This window comes from Blautia sp. ZXY-1-C6, from assembly GCF_056339875.1.
The window spans coordinates 14,414-31,036 of record NZ_JBWJVQ010000157.1 but is presented as its reverse complement, the minus strand read 5'-3'; the positions used below and the strand labels follow the sequence as shown (position 1 = coordinate 31,036).

Below are 16,623 nucleotides of genomic sequence, written 5' to 3'. Positions count from 1 at the left end.
ATTATTTTTTCGCACTGATATTTGTCATCATAACATTCTCAGACCTGTTCTTCGCACCGTACTTCCACCTTTGAATCCATATCATAGAATCCAACTGTATTTTTACTGGAAATAACTGTTATGTTACATGCGTCATAAAGTCTGTGGAATACCGTAAAATCTCCGTTTTTATACCCTGTACATCCAAATGACAGGAGATACTCACCGCCCTGAAGGTTCATGTTCTGTGTAAATGTTACAGTACATATATCCCCTTTTCCGGAGTGTTCTATCTTTGCATTTTCATACATGGTATTGGTACCTGTGATTTCCGTACCCTGAATATTTTTAAATGTGTATGCCATGATCGGCTCCTGAATCTCTTCATTAAACCGGACTTTCATACGAATTTTGAAGCAGCTTCCCTTTTCAACAGTATTGGAACATCTTCCTTTATCATCAATGACTCTGAAATCTGTAATCTCAGCAATACGGCTTCCATATTCCAGCATATTGGGATTTACCTGAAAATCTCCCAGTCCTTCACTGTCCTCTGCCACAATCTGCTCTGTACCGTCAGATTCATTCTGTTTTACAGGATTCTGTCCTACCAGAAGCTGTTTGTACAGGTCAACCATCTGCTTTGGTGAACCTTCATCCATCTTTACCCCTTTGTTCAGAAGAATAACTCTGTCACAATACTTGGAAACGCTTCCAAGATCATGACTTACAAACAGGATCGTCTTTCCCTGTTTCTTAAATTCCTCAAACTTGTGATAACATTTTGCCTGAAAGAACACGTCGCCCACAGACAACGCCTCATCTACCACCAGGATCTCCGGATCAATATTGATCGCAACAGCAAAAGCCAGACGCACGAACATACCGCTGGAATAAGTCTTTACAGGCTGGTGGATAAAGTCTCCAATGTCCGCAAATTCCAGAATATCATTCAGTCTGGCATCAATCTCTTCTTTTGAAAAACCGATCATGGTTCCATTCAGGTATACATTCTCAAGACCTGAATATTCCATGTTAAATCCGGCTCCCAGTTCCAGCAGCGCGGAAATTCGTCCGTCTACCTTTACTTCCCCTGCTGTGGGAGTCAGGACACCGGTGATGATCTTTAAGATCGTGGATTTACCGGAACCGTTGGTTCCGATAATTCCCACGCATTCTCCTTCATAAATATCAAAATTTACATCATGAAGTGCATAATGCTCTTTATAAAGTTTCTTTCTGGTAAGCCCCAGCGCTTCTTTCAGTCTGTCCGAAGGCTTATCATATAATTTATACATTTTGGTGAGATCCTTCACCTGAATTACTTTCTTGTTCTCCACGTGATTTCCTTTCTGTTATGTTCCTGTGTTTTTCATCTTCTTCTGACTTATTTCACGCTTACCAGTACAGCGAAAATTAAGTTTCTGCTATATTAATATTCGCTGTACTAGTTACAGTACATCTGCAAAATGAATGCGCAGACGTTTAAATACCCAGCTTCCGAACAGGAAACACAGAATTGTAAATATCCAGAAATAGACCGTCCATCCTGCATGTTCCCAAAACCAGGTTTTCATCAGGAATGTATCTCTGTATCCGGAAACAATATAATACATCGGATTCAGTTTCAGGATCTTCATGATCACAGGATGTCCCATCAGAGGTGAAGCCTCAACGATCCACATGATCGGAGTCAGCCAGACTCCTACCTGAAGCACAATGTTGATGATCTGGGTCAGATCTCTGAAAAAAATAACGATTGCACTTGTGGCATAGGATAAGCCCAATACCAGAATGAACACACATACACTGTAATAAATAATCTGCAGATAATAGAAATCAGGAAATTTCCCATACGCTGCATACAGGATGATCGTAAACAACACAAAGAATGCATGCACAAACATAGCAGAAATGATCTTGACTACCGGAAGCACACTGATATTAAAAACGACTTTTTTTACCAGATAATTGTATTCCAGCAGAGAATTTGTCCCCCCTATCAGCGCATCCTGGAAAAAGAACCATGGCACAATACCTGCTACCAGATAAAGAACAAAAGGAACTCCCAGATCCCCTGTTCCGGAACGAAAACCTACAGAGAATACAAACCAGTATACCAGGATCGTGATCACAGGCTGGATAAACGCCCACACAATTCCCAGATAAGAACCTGCATATCTTGTTTTGAAATCATTCTTTGCAAGCTTTGCAACAAGCCGTCTGTTCTTATAAATATCCATCGGTAAAGAAAAAATTGTATTCAATCGCTCATTCTCCTATTTACGGTACTCTTTAAAGCTTCCCCATTTGGTATCTTTGTCAGAAAAGCTTAATTCCATTCCTTCCGGAATCGGCCATTCAACTCCGATATCCGGATCGTTCCAGATCAGGCCGCCCTCATCATTTGGATGATAGAAATCAGAGCATTTGTAAACAAATTCCGCATGCTCGGAAAGTACAAGAAAACCATGTGCAAATCCTTTTGGAATGAAGAACTGTTTCTTGTTTTCAGCAGAAAGTACGACTCCAAACCATTTTCCATATGTTTCTGAACCTTCACGAAGATCTACCGCCACATCAAATACCTCACCATTTACAACACGTACCAGTTTATCCTGTGGGTAATTGATCTGGAAATGGAGTCCGCGAAGTACACCCTTATGTGAGCTTGACTGATTATCCTGTACAAATTCGACATCAATTCCTGCTTCTTTGAAATCATTGTAATTGTAGGTTTCCATGAAATATCCTCTGGCATCTCCGAAAACTGTAGGTTCTACCACTTTTAATCCCTTAATTCCACCACATTCTGTAACTTTGATTTTTCCCATTTTATTTTCCTCTTTTCTTTAGCTTTCTCTGTGTTTCTGTTATATCTGTTCGCATAAATCCACCCATAGCAATCCTCGTAAATAATGCATTTAAGACAGTTCAGCAGCGTGCGAAAGACAAGGAAGATATCTGCAGGCGTGCTGACGCACGGCAAAGATATCTGACGCAGGATTTCACACTCTGATGGACTGGATTAAGATGCATTATTTTAGAGGATTGCTATAGTATGCAGACTTAGCCATAATATCTTTTTTCCTTTTTTGCAAGTGCAATACTCAGAATAATAATAAGAAGAAGCATTGCCGCTCCTATGATCAGAAGTATTTTTCGCAGCTTTGGCATGCCTGCAGAAGTTTTTTCTTCTCCGACAGTATCTGCTTTCTCATTTTGATCCGCCTGATCCGTATTTCCTCCGGATGTATCAGAAAGGGCATCCACTGCAGGTTCCGGTGTAGGTGTAGCTTCCGGAACTTCAACGCTTCCCAAAAGATAATCATTATAATAGTAATCATCTACTGTATTTCCATTCTGTGAATTCTCCTGAACAGTCAGGTTATCCACAGTCACTCCGTTTGGAACTGATACTTCTCCACCATTTACCTGTGCTTTTGTGAAATTTTGATAACCATAGTTGAACAGTGCTGTGGAATCCGTACTGGCAACTGCAAGGTCTGCCGCCTTCATTGTCACTGTAATATAGGTAGTTCCATTCTTCCCTGCTGCTGTCACAAGAGTGTTTCCGGCCTCACTGGTATATCCTGTCTTGCCGCCAATACAGCCATCATAATGATAACTGCTCTCCGGGGCAAGCATCGGATGATGCGTATGCAGTACCCTTGGCTCACTGTTCATGTTCGTAGGTTTGATCGTATAATCTGTAGCACCGATGATCCTGCGGAATTTTTTATTCTTCAGACCTTCCCGCATGATCAACGCCATGTCATGTGCAGTAGAATAGTGATCAGGATCCGGAAGACCACTGGCGTTTACAAAATGTGTATTCGTGCATCCGATCTGTGCCGCACGTTCATTCATCATATCTACAAAGTGCTGCTCTGTGCCGCCTACATGTTCTGCAATCTGGGCTGCGACCTCGTTTGCAGAGCGGATCACAAGTGCATAAAGGCATGCTCTCATGCTCATCACTTCTCCCACCTGCATTCCAATATTGCCGGAATCCCAACTGATATCACGTGTTCCTGTTTCCGTAAAGACAACATCTTCTTTCAGGGAACAGTTCTCCACCGCCAGAAGCAGTGTCATGATTTTGGTAATACTTGCCGGATAACGGATTTCATCTCCGCCCTTGCTGTACAGAAGAGTTCCGCTGTCTGCATCCATCAGTACCCCTGTCTCAGATGTGATCTCAGGACCTGCAGGCCAGCCTGAAATCTCATTAGTTGAAATGGATACGGGTGTAACCTCTGAAACAGCAGCCTGCGCAGTTCCTTCCGCAGCAGTGCAGATCTGAACAGCAGTCATTGCAATGACTCCCACAGCCATAACAACCTTTAATAAATATTTCCATTTTTTCATAATATTTCCTCTTAATATATGTCTCTGTTTTCCGTCCGATGTACCGACAGGTTGATTCCTGAAACAAACTTGCGGCACACGATTATCAGAATCCGTCAAAAGAAGCTATGGTATCTGTGATATACTTCACATCCTCCATATCCAGATTATAAAACATCGGCAGTCTCAACAGACGTTCACTTTCCTTTGTAGTATAAACATCTTCCCCTGAAAATCTTCCAAATTTCTGTCCCGCAGGTGCAGAATGAAGAGGCACGTAATGAAATACGCTGCAGATTCCTTTTTCCCGAAGGTAAGCAATCAGCCGGGTTCTTACCTGTATATCACGCACCTTGATATAATACATATGGGCATTGTGGCTGCATTCCTCCGGCACATAAGGCTGTTCGATCTTACCTTCCTGTGCAAGATGAGCCAGATTTTTATGATAATAATTGTATATCTCCATTCTTTTGGCAAAAATCTGATCTCTTGCTTCCAGCTGTGCATAAAGATATGCTGCATTCAGTTCACTTGGAAGATAGGAAGAACCATAATCTATCCAGCGGTACTTGTCAATCTGTCCGCGGAAAAACTTACTTCTGTCAGTTCCCTTTTCTCTCAGGATCTCTGCCTTCTCCAGATATTCATCCCTGTTAAAAAGGATTGCACCGCCCTCTCCCATAGTATAGTTCTTTGTCTCATGGAAACTGTAACACCCAAAATCTCCAATGGTACCAAGAGCTTTTCCCTTATAACAGGCATCTACTCCCTGCGCAGCGTCTTCAACAACCTTCAGATTGTATTTTTTTGCAATCTCCATAATGGTATCCATCTCACAGGCAACCCCTGCATAGTGGACCGGGACGATCACTTTTGTTTTCTCAGTCACTGCCGCCTCGATCAATTTCTCATCAATATTCATTGTATCCGGTCTGATATCAACAAATACAATCTTTGCTCCCTTTAATACAAAGGCATCTGCGGTTGAAACAAATGTATAGGACGGCATGATCACCTCATCACCGGGCTTAATGTCGCAAAGATGGGCTGCCATCTCCAGAGCATGGGTACAGGATGTGGTAAGCATTACATGATTTACATGAAATTTATCCATCATCCACTGAGAACATCTTTTCGTATATTCTCCATCCCCACAGAGCATTCCTCTCTGTACCGCATCACGTATGTAATCAAATTCCCTGCCTGTAAAAGCAGGTCTGTTAAAATCAATCATCTGTTTTCTTTTCCTTCTCGTATTCCGGTATCTTATTTCTGTAGGCAACTTCTCTTCCCTCCGGATCCCGGATACTCATCTCACTGAAAAATTTCTCAGTCTCCATCTCCAGCTGCCTGCGGTTTTCTGTTTCTATATAATACAATGCAAGATATGGATTCGGCCCATATTCTATCACATGTTCGCCTTCTTTATAAAAAATCCAGGGTTTTACAACGCATTTTTCTTTTGCAAGCTCACAGGCTGCCGTCTGATCTGCAATCTGAAGCTGTCGTCCCTGAAAATACAGTACAGCCCCATATTTTACCGGATGATAAATATCATGACGGTCAAACATCTCCTTTATCCGGTCTTTTTCATAAAGATAATCCAGCAGCAGTTCCTCTGTCTGAAATCCATAAACCATATCTGTCAGCTCATGTTCATATCCAAAGAAACGTCCTGCAATCTCACATACCTGAATGCCCCTGCCAGGTTTCCAGAAAAACTGCATGGATAATGCACCTTCCGTCTGTCCGGTATAGCGGATATAATTCTGCAGAATATCTGTGGCACTTTTTTCGACCTCCGCCAGGAAACGGGATGGATAAACATTTCGTGTGCTGAGCGGAAGCATTCCCTCTTCCATTTCCGTTTTCTCACGATCTGCAATACTGATCACATTGACTTTCCCATCCATTACCCATGTCATCATGTTAAACTCATAACCGTCATTGTATTCCTCAACCAGAATTTCCTGACAGTCCGTATATTCCGCTGTCTGCAGGGCTTTTTTTCTGACTTCATCTGAATGATGAATAATAAAGATTCCTCTTGAACCATATTTATCCAGAGGTTTACTGATCAGAGGATACTGCAGATTTGCAATACTCTGTTGTATTTCTTCTTCTGATCCCTGTTTCAGCAGTTCCACAGATATTTTCCGAAATCCCGGTGCCGGCAGTCCAAGCTTGTCCAGAACATCCCGGCATGCCGATTTATCCCTGTACCAGGAAAGCTGTTCCGGTTTCAGATAACAGGGCAGTCCTGCTTTGTCTGCAATTTTAACCATACACTCCAGGAGCAGATCTGAAAATGATGTGATGATCCCGTCCACACCTTCTTCCCTGCACATCAGGGCAATAGCATCTACATCTGTTACAGGAATGGTATAAGCCTTATCTGCATACGTTCTGGCAATACCATCTGCATATCCGTCGCACACAACAGTCTCATAACCTTTCTCTTTTGCTTTCTTTACCAGCTCTGTAAATTCTCCGAGCGTTCCCAGAATCAACACTTTATGTTTCATATCCGTTCCTCACATTCTCTGACAACCGAAGCCATATATTTCATATCCTCCACGCTGTAACGCTGATCGCAGGGCAACGGAAGAATATTGGCAGCCCAGGTATATTCCAGACTTTTTTGTCTCAGAGTTCTCAATTATATTTTTCCAGTAAGTCGGCACAAATATCTTCTTTTCGGCAAGATATCTGCGAAGTTTCATTCCATCAGCGTGGAAATACGGATATGCAAAAGGTCCCTCCGGCACAGTCTGATTAAATATACTTTCCGATGGAAGCAGTTCTCCGAGAATCCGGTAGTTTTCTTCCCTTTTTTTCTTTGCTCTGTCATAATCCACAGCTTTCAGAAGATTCTGTGTAAGCTTTGACATCTGCCGAAGCTCCATCCCGTCATATTTTGCCGCATTTTCCAGCATATCTTTGTAGTAGGTTCCGGCATTATGCTCATAACGCCCCAGAATATGTTTCATACGCTCTGCAGAATAATCGACAGTCTTATTTTCTGTCAGGCTGGTATCTGTTGACAGATATGCGCCATCGCTGACACCCCAGAATTTTCTGCAGGAATACAGTGTATCTATCCCTTTTAATGGTTTCTGAAAAAATGCATGGGTATGGTCCACTATGATGTTTCCGTAAATCTTTTTATACTCTGATATCCGGGAATCAGACAGCTGACCATAGTAATTAACCAGATAAAGATATTCCCCTTCCGGAAGCTGTTCTTTCGGATACAGAACTTCCAGTTTCTCATTCAGATGATAAAATTCTGTCTCTATCTGATTTTCCTGACAGGTATGCACCACTGATCCACACAGAAAATACGGTAATAGGATTTTCCTGCACCTGCGGCTCTTCAAAAGCCACAGCAGTGCGGTTCTTCCAAGATTGACCCTGTACAGGTCAGGATAATATTCCTCTCCCGGCATCTCTTCCAGCTGAAAATATCCGCCAATTTCCTTCATTATTCGTCCGTATCCTCCCGACGTATTACATAATGGGGCATTTTTTTTGCCTCATTAAGAATATTCATTAAATAGATTCCCATAATTCCGATCGATAACAAAATCAGTCCAAAAAACGCCAGCATAACCAGCATCAGCGAAGTCCAGCCCTGCACAGATATGCCCAGTGTAAAATATCTTACCAGATAACAGACCGACAGAACTACACTTATCAGGAAACTGACAATTCCGATATTTCTCACCAGCAGAAGGGGAAATGCAGTATGTGTCGTGATATCATAAATCAGATCTTTCAGCAGTCTCTTAAAGGAATAACCGCTTTTTCCGTAAGCTCTGTCTGCATGCTGAACCGGAACATTAATAATACGGTTAGAACTCCTGATCAGAAGGTTTCCAATCTGTGGAAGATATGTATTTGTTTTTACCATGGCATCCACAAGGAATCTGCGGATCAGCCTGTAACTGGTGATCTGAAGATCCGGATCTTTTCCCAGCATCTTTGAAGTTGCCCATACAGAAAATTTCGTTCCCAGTTTGCGTATCGGACCATGCTTTCTTCCTTCATAGCTTGCAATGATAACATCCACATCCGGTCTCTCCTGCATGGTTCTGACCATCTTCGGAAGTTCCTCCGGCTGATGCTGAAGGTCATCATCCATTGTTACCACAAACTCTCCTTTTACATGTGCAAATCCACACAGAAGTGCCGGATGCTGTCCGAAGTTACGGGCCATCTGTATGATCCGTACCCTGTGATCCTTTTCTCTGAGTTCCGTCATGATCTCATAAGATCTGTCCTTTGATCCGTCATCTACCAGGATCAGTTCAAAGTCTTCTTTAAGAGTTTCCCGGAATACTTTCTCCAAACGGGTATATAGTTCTCCCAGTGTATGTTCAGAATTATATACAGGAACAACCACTGAATATAAGCTCATATGCTTTTCCTTTCTCTTTTCATCTTTTTGCAATCATTTTTATCATATCATTTTCAACATTTCTTTTCAAGATTCCTGCTGCACAAACCTTGACTTCCCTGCTTTTTTATGTAAAATAGTTACTGTCCGACAGCTTTCAGACACGCTCTATTGGATGAAATCCGTAAAATACCATTATCGCCCGGAGGTATTATGTCAAAACTCAAAGACTACATACAACTTCATCTGAATATCCTGCTGTTTTCACTGACAAGTGTTTTTTCCAAAGCTGCATCTGTTCAGTATAATAAACATGGTCTCAGCAGTCCTCTGCTTTACCTGTTCCTGTTCCTGATGGTAGCCAACTGCGGAATCTACGCCATCACCTGGCAGCAGGTCATCAAGAAATTCTCTTTGTCTACTGCCTATGCCAATAAAAGTGTTTATCTTCTGTGGTCGCAGATATGGGCAGTGCTGATCTTTCATGAAAATCTTTCCATTCAGAATATCATAGGTATTCTGGTGGTTTTATTTGGAGTATGGACGGTGCAGAGATATGAATAGAACATTTATTTTAATCATGTTGAGCGGAACATTTTTTTCCGCTGTTTCACAGATACTTCTGAAACAGAGCGCAAATATCAAATACGAAAACCGAATCAGGGAATATCTCAATTTCCGGGTGATTCTCTCATACACCATATATATGCTGATCCTCCTCCTCAATACATGGTGTTATACAAAAGTAGATATGCGCTATGGTCCTGTCATTGATACTGCCGCCTATGTGTTTGTCCTGCTTCTCTCTCATTTCATTCTGAAGGAAAAAATCACGAAAGGAAAAATCATGGGAAACCTGATCATCATTGCAGGTATCCTGATCTATACGCTTTAATTACGGCAATTTCATAAAAAGATCCCGAAGCTGTTGCAGAATTTCCATCAGTGCCACAGCTGCAGGATCTTTTTATATGTTTCAATATTTTTTACCGCTTTTTATATTGTCTGGTACACACTCCATTTCCATCAAACACAGATACAATCCTGTTGGAACTGGTCAGTGTAATGTTCTCGGCACGCGTACCGGAAAGTGCGGAACTGCCTTTGTAAAAATAGTATTTTTTACCATTCAGTGTCAGCCATCCCTTATACGCTTTTCCGTTTTTCCGGAAATAATAGGTGTGCTCCCCACTTTTTTCCCTGACTTTGTACATTCCATTCTCGCAACGTACACCGTCGCTTCCAAAATAGTAGATATCGCCGGTAGATCTGGTCACGCGGCGGTTTTTAAACATATATCCGGATTTTGTATGGAACCAGTAACATTTCCCGTCTACTTTCTTCATTCCCATCAGAGCATAACCATCAGAACTGATATAATAGGTCTTTCCATTTACAGTTACCCACTGATCTGACACACGTTCGCCATTTTCATTGACATAATAGTATTTTCCATTTTCCTGATGAAGTCCTGTCTGTTCCTGGCTTCCATCATTGCTGCCTGTATCGGGTTTCATTGCCGGAACATAGGAATGCAGAGATTTCCATCTCGGCGTAATTTTCTTTGTATAGTCCACATAGCCAAAATCCATATCAACATCATTGCCTGCAGGAATTCCTGCTACCAGTCCGCTGGTACTATTCAGTCCGCTTTCCCGGTTACCGTCTGTGGACTGCCATATTGTATAATTGTACCGTTCCTTATCAGGTGCCTGAATCGTGTCCCCATATCTTGCGATCCATACATCCACTCCTGATAATAAGGACCAGTCTATGTAATTATCATACCAGTTGGTATTGCAGTAAACCATTGGATAATATCCGGCCCTGCGCACTTCATTGCAGAAGGTCAGTGCCATCTCTGAGACTGTTTTTGCAGAAAGCTTACTTGCTTTTGCATACTCCAGATCATATACGACCGGATAGGAAACCTTGTAACCCTGCATTTTGCTGATGGCAAGCTGTGCTTCCTTTAATGCGGTAGTTGTCGATAAGGCTGTACTGTACACATAGGTGCCTGTGGGTACTCCGGCAAGTTCTGCATTTGTCATATTCTCATCATAGGTATAATCTTCGTGAGTCAGGCCATAGGAGATCCGGACAAACGCAAAATCTATATCAGACCTCTTTACCTGTTTCCAGTCAATATTGCCCTGCCATTCAGAGACATCCATGCCTCTGGTTATCGCACCCGGAATGATTTCACCACTTCCGTTATAGCAGACACCGTTGATCTTTTTCCATGCTTTGGAGTTCACTTTTTTTCTTGATGACTCTGTACCGGAAGTTCTTGCAGAATAAATAAATTCCTCCTCAGCCACTGTATCACGTCTGTCATAATGCGGATTTGCAAAAACAGAGCTTACAGGCTGCGCTACAGCTATCGCAGCTGCCAGACAACCAACAATAAGCCTTTTTCTGATTTTTAAAAAATCTCTTTTCATCTTTCTACTCCTGTCTTCTAATAAACGTCCATTTTATTACAATACTATTAACATATTATACACACTATATTACATTTTCGCAAGATAATCCCTGATATATACCCAAAAACGGCTGCACATTTCTTGCTCTGTGCAGCCGTTTTGCATATTTCGTTTCTATAAGCAATTATGTTTATTTATCCTGGCAGAAATATCCGGATCAGACAGCCGGATCTGTAGGATCAAAATTAGCAGCTCCTCTTAACGGAGTCAGTGCTTTCTTTCCAAGAGGTCCTTTCATTGCATCATCTGCTTTATATTTACCATCAATAATACTGATCGGTGCGCCATTACAGTTCTCATAAACCCACTTCGCATCTGCCACACAGGTTCTGATACATCCATGTGATGCGGGAGATCCAAGCTTATTGTACTCTACTGCCGGAAGATTATATGAGTTTGCCTGGCCGCAGGCTACAGAATGAACAAAGATTCCTCCCTGTCCGGCACCGTCTACATGAGTTCCATACTGTCCCCAGGATGGTCCCATAAGAGGCTGCCACCTCAGGCTTCTGCTCAGTGTAAAGTTACCGGTCGGAGTTGGTGTTCCTGCTAAACCTACAGATACCCTGATCGTCTTAACAGGAATTGTTCTGGCTGAATCAGCATAAACAGTCATAACTCCGTTTACTCTGTCCACCTGAACAGAATACGGTCCTCTGTATCTGTTTGTCAGATCAGTGATACGGTATCCGTTATGGTCAAAGTAATACAGAATTCCATTAACTCTCATACTCTTATTTCTTGCAAATCCGTTTCCTGACGGATCGATATATCTCACCAGGTTTTTAGCATTACTTACAATTACCCATCCTCTTGTATATTTACCGTTTGCATCCAGATAACCGTTTACTCCATTCTTTTTCATAAACTGATTTGTCTGAACCACACATTCTTTAAGATAATAGTAATTGCCGCTGTATTTTCTCCATCCGCTCTTATACAGGCTTCCCTTAGAGGATGCGATATACCATTTCTTTTTATAGCGCACCATTGTGCTCTTATATACTTTACCTTTGTGTTCTGCGGATGTAGATGATTCAAATATATATTTCTTTCCATCGATTTCTGTCAAACCGCTTGCAAGCTTTCCTGATGGTTTAAAATAATAACCTGCGGAAGTCCACTTATCCGTATAATGATTTCCCTTGGAATCAAAATACAGCCAGCCAAGGAATTTGCCACTGGTGCTGACAAGTTTCTGCCAGCCATGTTTCTCAACAACACGACCCGGAGTACTTCCAAAGTAATAGTAATGATCGCCTGCTTTTGCCCATCTCTTTGTCCAGGTTGCCCGCTTTCCGTTTGAGCCAAAATAATATCTGAAATTGCCGTATTTTACAAGTTTATTTCTATAAATCTGGCCGTTACTGTCGGTACAGTAATATGCACCATTCTGAGCCTTCTTCATCACTGATTTCAGAACATATCCATTGGCATCCAGCAAGTAATCTCCGGTTCCTTTCTCCGGGATAGCTGTGGCAACTACGCCACGCTTATAATATTTACCGATGTCTGCCGGAATATTTCCCTTTTTAAAATACAGCCAGCGCTCTCCCTTAGTGGTATCTGAACGAAGCCATCCATTGTGGAACATTTTTCCGGGAATGTCGCTGCTTGCAGGATCAAAATAATACAGGTTTGATTCGCCGTTAACTGTGAGGGTGATCTCTCCTGTCTGTGGCTTACCTTCAGAATCAAGGCAGTAATAATCCTCATTGATCTTGAAATATCCGGTATATGTACCTGCTGCTTTTGCTTTCGCTTCAAGCTGTGCAATTGTCTCCAGATTACCATTCTCATCGTAGTACTGGAAATATGTTCCTGTCCATTTCCATACACTCTTCTCCTGCTGGCCTACTGTAGATGTATATGGAGTTATCGCTTCTCCTTCACATCCGGTATAAACAACAGCCTCATCTGCAGTTGTAAAATAGGACTGATTTGCCTGGGCTTCTGTTTCTTCCCCTGTGGCATCTTCTCCTGCTGACTGAGCTGCATCTGATGTCGGTTCTTCATCAGCTGAAGATTTTTCTTTTACCTCAGCCTGTCCAGTTACAAGGATTCCCTCTTCATCAAACAGATAATATCCTGTATGGGTTTCCCCTTTATACTCTGTGCTGATCTTTACAATTCCGTCTGCCACTGTATAAAATTCTTCATTTGTTACAGACACTGTATCCGTTGCTGCTGGTGTTTCCATTGCTGTAACCTCTGCTGTCACAGCTGTTGTATCTGTTTCAGCCACTGCTGTTTCAGATGATTCTGTCTGATCTCCTGAGAATCCGTCAGTCTCAGACAGCATCTCCTCATCGGGTAGTGCTGCTGTTGCTGCTTTCTGATCATCTGTATTTGCTGTATCCTGATTTTTTGCAGGTTTGCGCAGTTTAAAGCCATTCTCTGTGCTTACCCAGTCCTCAGCTTTCACTACAGCGGCTCCAACGGCATCCGTAGCATCTGCTGTTGACGGCGTCTCGTCCGGCAATGCAGCAGCCGTATCCGTTCCCGCTGTAAATGCGTCGTCTGTCTGTTCCTGTGATGGTACTGCTGTCCCATCATCTCCATCTGAAAAAGCGTCTGCTTCTGTTTCAGAAGTTTCTTCTGTAACATTTACTTCTTCTGCATCTGTCTGTGTGGCAACAGCCGGAGCTGTATCAGGTGAAGTAAATGCAGCAGCACCTGCTTCACTGACAGTTGCCATTGTCATAATAAGACTCAATGTAACCGCAACTAATCTTCTTTTCACAATAAGTTCCTCCTCTTTTATTCATGTTACTTTATGGTTACTGTTCACTCTGTTTGTGCACAGCAGCTTTCTACTCGCCAAGGCCGCTATCAATAGCAGCAACAAGATGATCCAGGGCTTCCTGTTCATCAACACCTTCACAGGTAAGTTCTATCTCATTTCCGCATTTTACGCATGCACCAAGTACACTCAGTACACTCTTTGCATTTGCCATGCCCCCATCGTAGACAAATGTTATCTGTGACTGGTATTTCATTGCCTCATTGCACAAAATCCCCGCAGGTCTCAGATGAAGACCTGTGGGATTTTTAACTGTCACTTTTTTACTGACCATTTCACTGTTCCTCTTATATTGTTACTACCCCTTCTGTAAGTGGAGAATTCTTTTATTCCTTGTTTTCCTTACTGTCATCAACAGCAGTCCCTGATGAAATCACTACTTCCGTAGTCACATCTTCCACTGTCTCATAACCATCCGGCAAGACTATCTCAACCGGGACTTCATAACTTCCTTCTTTTTTGCCATCCAGATCTATAGATGCCTTAATGTCTTTGTCATTATTCAGATCATCCAGATCTTTGTTATCTGATTTGATTCTCACTTCTATCTGCGCAGTCTCAAATGTTACCTGCAGATCTTTCGGTTTATTCTTAACCTCTATATTCTTAGTCGGAAATTCAAACTCTCTGCTTCCGGCCGGAAGAATACTTACAGTCACCCATACATCTTCACTGGAGTCACTGGTAAGTTTCACATTGTCCGGCAGAAGATTCGTAAGACTGATTTTTTTCTCCACATCTTCGGATTCACCGGAAATATCAATACTGTCTTCCGGTATAGTGATCACATTATTATTATCCGCAAGACTTTCAAGACCTTCTGCACTGCCTGCTACACTGATCGTATCCGGCACTGTTCTCACAGCCCCAACCTGATATCCTTCAGCCGGTGTCCCTACATAATCTGCAGATATCTGCACTCCCTGACGGATTTTCCATAATTTTGCAGTCACTGTTACTTTTGCATTATTCTCAATCCGCAATGAATTCATTTCAGAATCGGTAAGTACCTCCTGATTCTTATCAATGATCGTAAGGTTTACATCCTGTGTAAAATCCTCTGTATTCCCATCCAGTTCAATGGAAGCATTTACCTTATCTATTTTATTGATCAGCGTCTTCGGGCCTGTAATCCTTACTTTCTCCGGACTGGCAGTCAGACTTCCTACTTCATAATCTTTGCCCGGTTTCGTATCACCTCTGCTGACATTTACCACAAACTCCTGTGTCTCTTTTTCATCAAGATTTACACTGAGATTCTGAGGAGTAACTTTGATATCACTGGGAGATACCCCCGGTACAGAACAGGTAACGGTAATAGGAACCATAACCGGATTTGTATCCAGGCTTACCGCCTGCTGAAGATCAGCTACCGCAGAGATGTCTGTGACTTTGATCTTGTCTCTGATCTTCTTGGTTGTAGTGATCGCAACTTTTATGGAATCCTGGTTCTGTTCCGGCATACACATCTTACCGATGGTATCTGAAGATTCCACATATTCCTTGTTGATCAGTTCCACATCATTGAGCGTATAGTAATTGGTTCCTGTCGGATTATCTATGTTTACAACGATCAGCCATAGCACAACAGCTATTGCGACAGACATGATTTTCAGAGGTATATTATCTGTTATTTTTCGCTTCTTCATGCTTCACTCTTCCTTTCAGTAAATGGCGAAGTTTGCTGTTGTCTACAACCTGCTTATTCTGCGCTCTGACCAGGATTTCTCTGAGTTTTGCACTGTTTACACTTCTGGTCAGCTTTCCTCCCTGCGCTACAGATACCTGACCGGTTTCCTCTGATACAATGATCGTAACAGAATCTGTCTGCTCACTGATCCCCACACCTGCCCTGTGCCGCGTTCCAAGCTGTTTGCTCAGTTCCATATTATCAGACAGTGGAAGATAGCATGTTGCAGCCACAATCCTGTTCTCTCTTACAATAACAGCTCCGTCATGAAGTGGTGTGTTATGTTCAAATATATTGATCAGAAGCTGACTGGTAAGGATTGCATCCAGATTAATACCTGTTCTTATATAATCGGTCAGCAGCTCATTCTGCTCAATTACGATCAGTGCTCCGGTCTTAACTTCTCCCATATCAAAACATGCTTTGACCAGCTCACTGATGGTTTTATCCGTAAATCTTTCCTTCACCTCTTTACCTGCATCAAAAGGTATCAGTGAAGCCATGATTCGCTTTTGTCCAAGCTGTTCCAGAACTTTTCTGAGCTCCGGCTGAAAAATAACGATCACACCTACGATCAGTGTACTTGCCAGATTTGAAAAAATCCACAGAATCGTATTCATCCTGAAAATATACGCGATCAGAATGAAGAGGAGAACGACCAGTATTCCTTTCAGAAGTGTATATGCATGAGTATATTTGATCCATACCATGAACTGATATACAAAAAAAGCGATCAGTGCAATCTGTATGATATCTATAATCCCAATCTTAGGAAATGCCAGTCTTGATAATGTTTCTATCAAATTTCCTGAAAAATCCTGCATATGGCTCTCCTTTCCTTATCATTTTTATATATCTTATCGTTGAAAATGTTTTCAGTGGATTTTGTGTTACTGTTCACTCCGTTCACAGT

Annotated in this window: 15 protein-coding genes; 2 read left to right on the top strand and 13 right to left on the bottom strand. The window is 42.1% G+C overall.

The window, feature by feature from the left end:
* Positions 1-38 precede the first annotated feature (38 nt).
* The 8 genes from AC075J_RS06925 to AC075J_RS06890 all read right to left on the bottom strand — a co-directional run bounded on the left by AC075J_RS06925 (position 39) and on the right by AC075J_RS06890 (position 8,752).
* Positions 39-1,319 (bottom strand): ABC transporter ATP-binding protein, encoded by a 1,281-nt coding sequence (locus tag AC075J_RS06925; RefSeq protein ID WP_008706114.1) that lies wholly within the window; start codon positions 1,317-1,319, stop codon positions 39-41.
* A gap of 111 nt (positions 1,320-1,430) precedes the next feature.
* Positions 1,431-2,246 (bottom strand): ABC transporter permease, encoded by an 816-nt coding sequence (locus tag AC075J_RS06920; protein ID WP_008706116.1) that lies wholly within the window; start codon positions 2,244-2,246, stop codon positions 1,431-1,433.
* Positions 2,247-2,258: 12 nt separating this feature from the next.
* Positions 2,259-2,813 carry a dTDP-4-dehydrorhamnose 3,5-epimerase gene (rfbC, locus tag AC075J_RS06915; RefSeq protein WP_008706119.1) on the bottom strand — a complete coding sequence of 185 codons (555 nt, stop codon included), beginning with the start codon at positions 2,811-2,813 and terminating at the stop codon, positions 2,259-2,261.
* Between the two features lie 235 nt (positions 2,814-3,048).
* Positions 3,049-4,350: a D-alanyl-D-alanine carboxypeptidase family protein gene (locus AC075J_RS06910; RefSeq protein ID WP_476390174.1), complete on the bottom strand. Its 1,302-nt coding sequence runs from the start codon at positions 4,348-4,350 to the stop codon at positions 3,049-3,051.
* Between the two features lie 85 nt (positions 4,351-4,435).
* Positions 4,436-5,566: a dTDP-4-amino-4,6-dideoxygalactose transaminase gene (gene rffA, locus AC075J_RS06905; protein WP_008706122.1), complete on the bottom strand. Its 1,131-nt coding sequence runs from the start codon at positions 5,564-5,566 to the stop codon at positions 4,436-4,438.
* Positions 5,559-6,857 carry an ATP-grasp domain-containing protein gene (locus tag AC075J_RS06900; RefSeq protein ID WP_020993493.1) on the bottom strand — a complete coding sequence of 433 codons (1,299 nt, stop codon included), beginning with the start codon at positions 6,855-6,857 and terminating at the stop codon, positions 5,559-5,561. Before AC075J_RS06900 ends, rffA begins: the two co-directional genes overlap by 8 nt.
* 9 nt (positions 6,858-6,866) lie before the next feature.
* Positions 6,867-7,817, bottom strand: a complete 951-nt coding sequence (locus tag AC075J_RS06895) for a hypothetical protein (RefSeq protein WP_476390173.1) — start codon at positions 7,815-7,817, stop codon at positions 6,867-6,869.
* Positions 7,817-8,752, bottom strand: coding sequence for a glycosyltransferase family 2 protein (locus AC075J_RS06890; RefSeq protein WP_008706126.1), 936 nt, complete (start codon positions 8,750-8,752; stop codon positions 7,817-7,819). Before AC075J_RS06890 ends, AC075J_RS06895 begins: the two co-directional genes overlap by 1 nt.
* 192 nt (positions 8,753-8,944) lie before the next feature.
* Between AC075J_RS06890 and AC075J_RS06885 the strand changes: the two genes are divergently transcribed.
* Together AC075J_RS06885 and AC075J_RS06880 are read left to right on the top strand one after the other, a co-directional pair.
* Entirely contained in the window at positions 8,945-9,295 is a 351-nt protein-coding gene (locus AC075J_RS06885) for a hypothetical protein (RefSeq protein WP_008706128.1), read from the top strand.
* Positions 9,288-9,626 carry an EamA family transporter gene (locus AC075J_RS06880; protein WP_008706130.1) on the top strand — a complete coding sequence of 113 codons (339 nt, stop codon included), beginning with the start codon at positions 9,288-9,290 and terminating at the stop codon, positions 9,624-9,626. Before AC075J_RS06885 ends, AC075J_RS06880 begins: the two co-directional genes overlap by 8 nt.
* A gap of 91 nt (positions 9,627-9,717) precedes the next feature.
* On the opposite strand, the gene AC075J_RS06875 is transcribed toward AC075J_RS06880, so the two are convergent.
* From AC075J_RS06875 to cdaA, 5 genes are all read right to left on the bottom strand, one after another.
* Positions 9,718-11,175, bottom strand: coding sequence for a glycoside hydrolase family 25 protein (locus AC075J_RS06875; protein WP_008706131.1), 1,458 nt, complete (start codon positions 11,173-11,175; stop codon positions 9,718-9,720).
* 199 nt (positions 11,176-11,374) lie between these two features.
* Positions 11,375-13,960, bottom strand: coding sequence for a L,D-transpeptidase family protein (locus AC075J_RS06870; RefSeq protein WP_243101537.1), 2,586 nt, complete (start codon positions 13,958-13,960; stop codon positions 11,375-11,377).
* A gap of 70 nt (positions 13,961-14,030) precedes the next feature.
* The gene (locus AC075J_RS06865) at positions 14,031-14,294 is read right to left on the bottom strand and encodes an HPr family phosphocarrier protein (protein WP_022380118.1); all 264 of its coding nucleotides are present in this window, start codon (positions 14,292-14,294) and stop codon (positions 14,031-14,033) included.
* A gap of 52 nt (positions 14,295-14,346) precedes the next feature.
* Entirely contained in the window at positions 14,347-15,669 is a 1,323-nt protein-coding gene (locus AC075J_RS06860) for a CdaR family protein (protein WP_118338553.1), read from the bottom strand.
* Positions 15,644-16,534, bottom strand: coding sequence for a diadenylate cyclase CdaA (cdaA, locus tag AC075J_RS06855; protein ID WP_022380116.1), 891 nt, complete (start codon positions 16,532-16,534; stop codon positions 15,644-15,646). The genes AC075J_RS06860 and cdaA overlap by 26 nt, the downstream gene beginning before the upstream one ends.
* Positions 16,535-16,623: the final 89 nt, after the last annotated feature.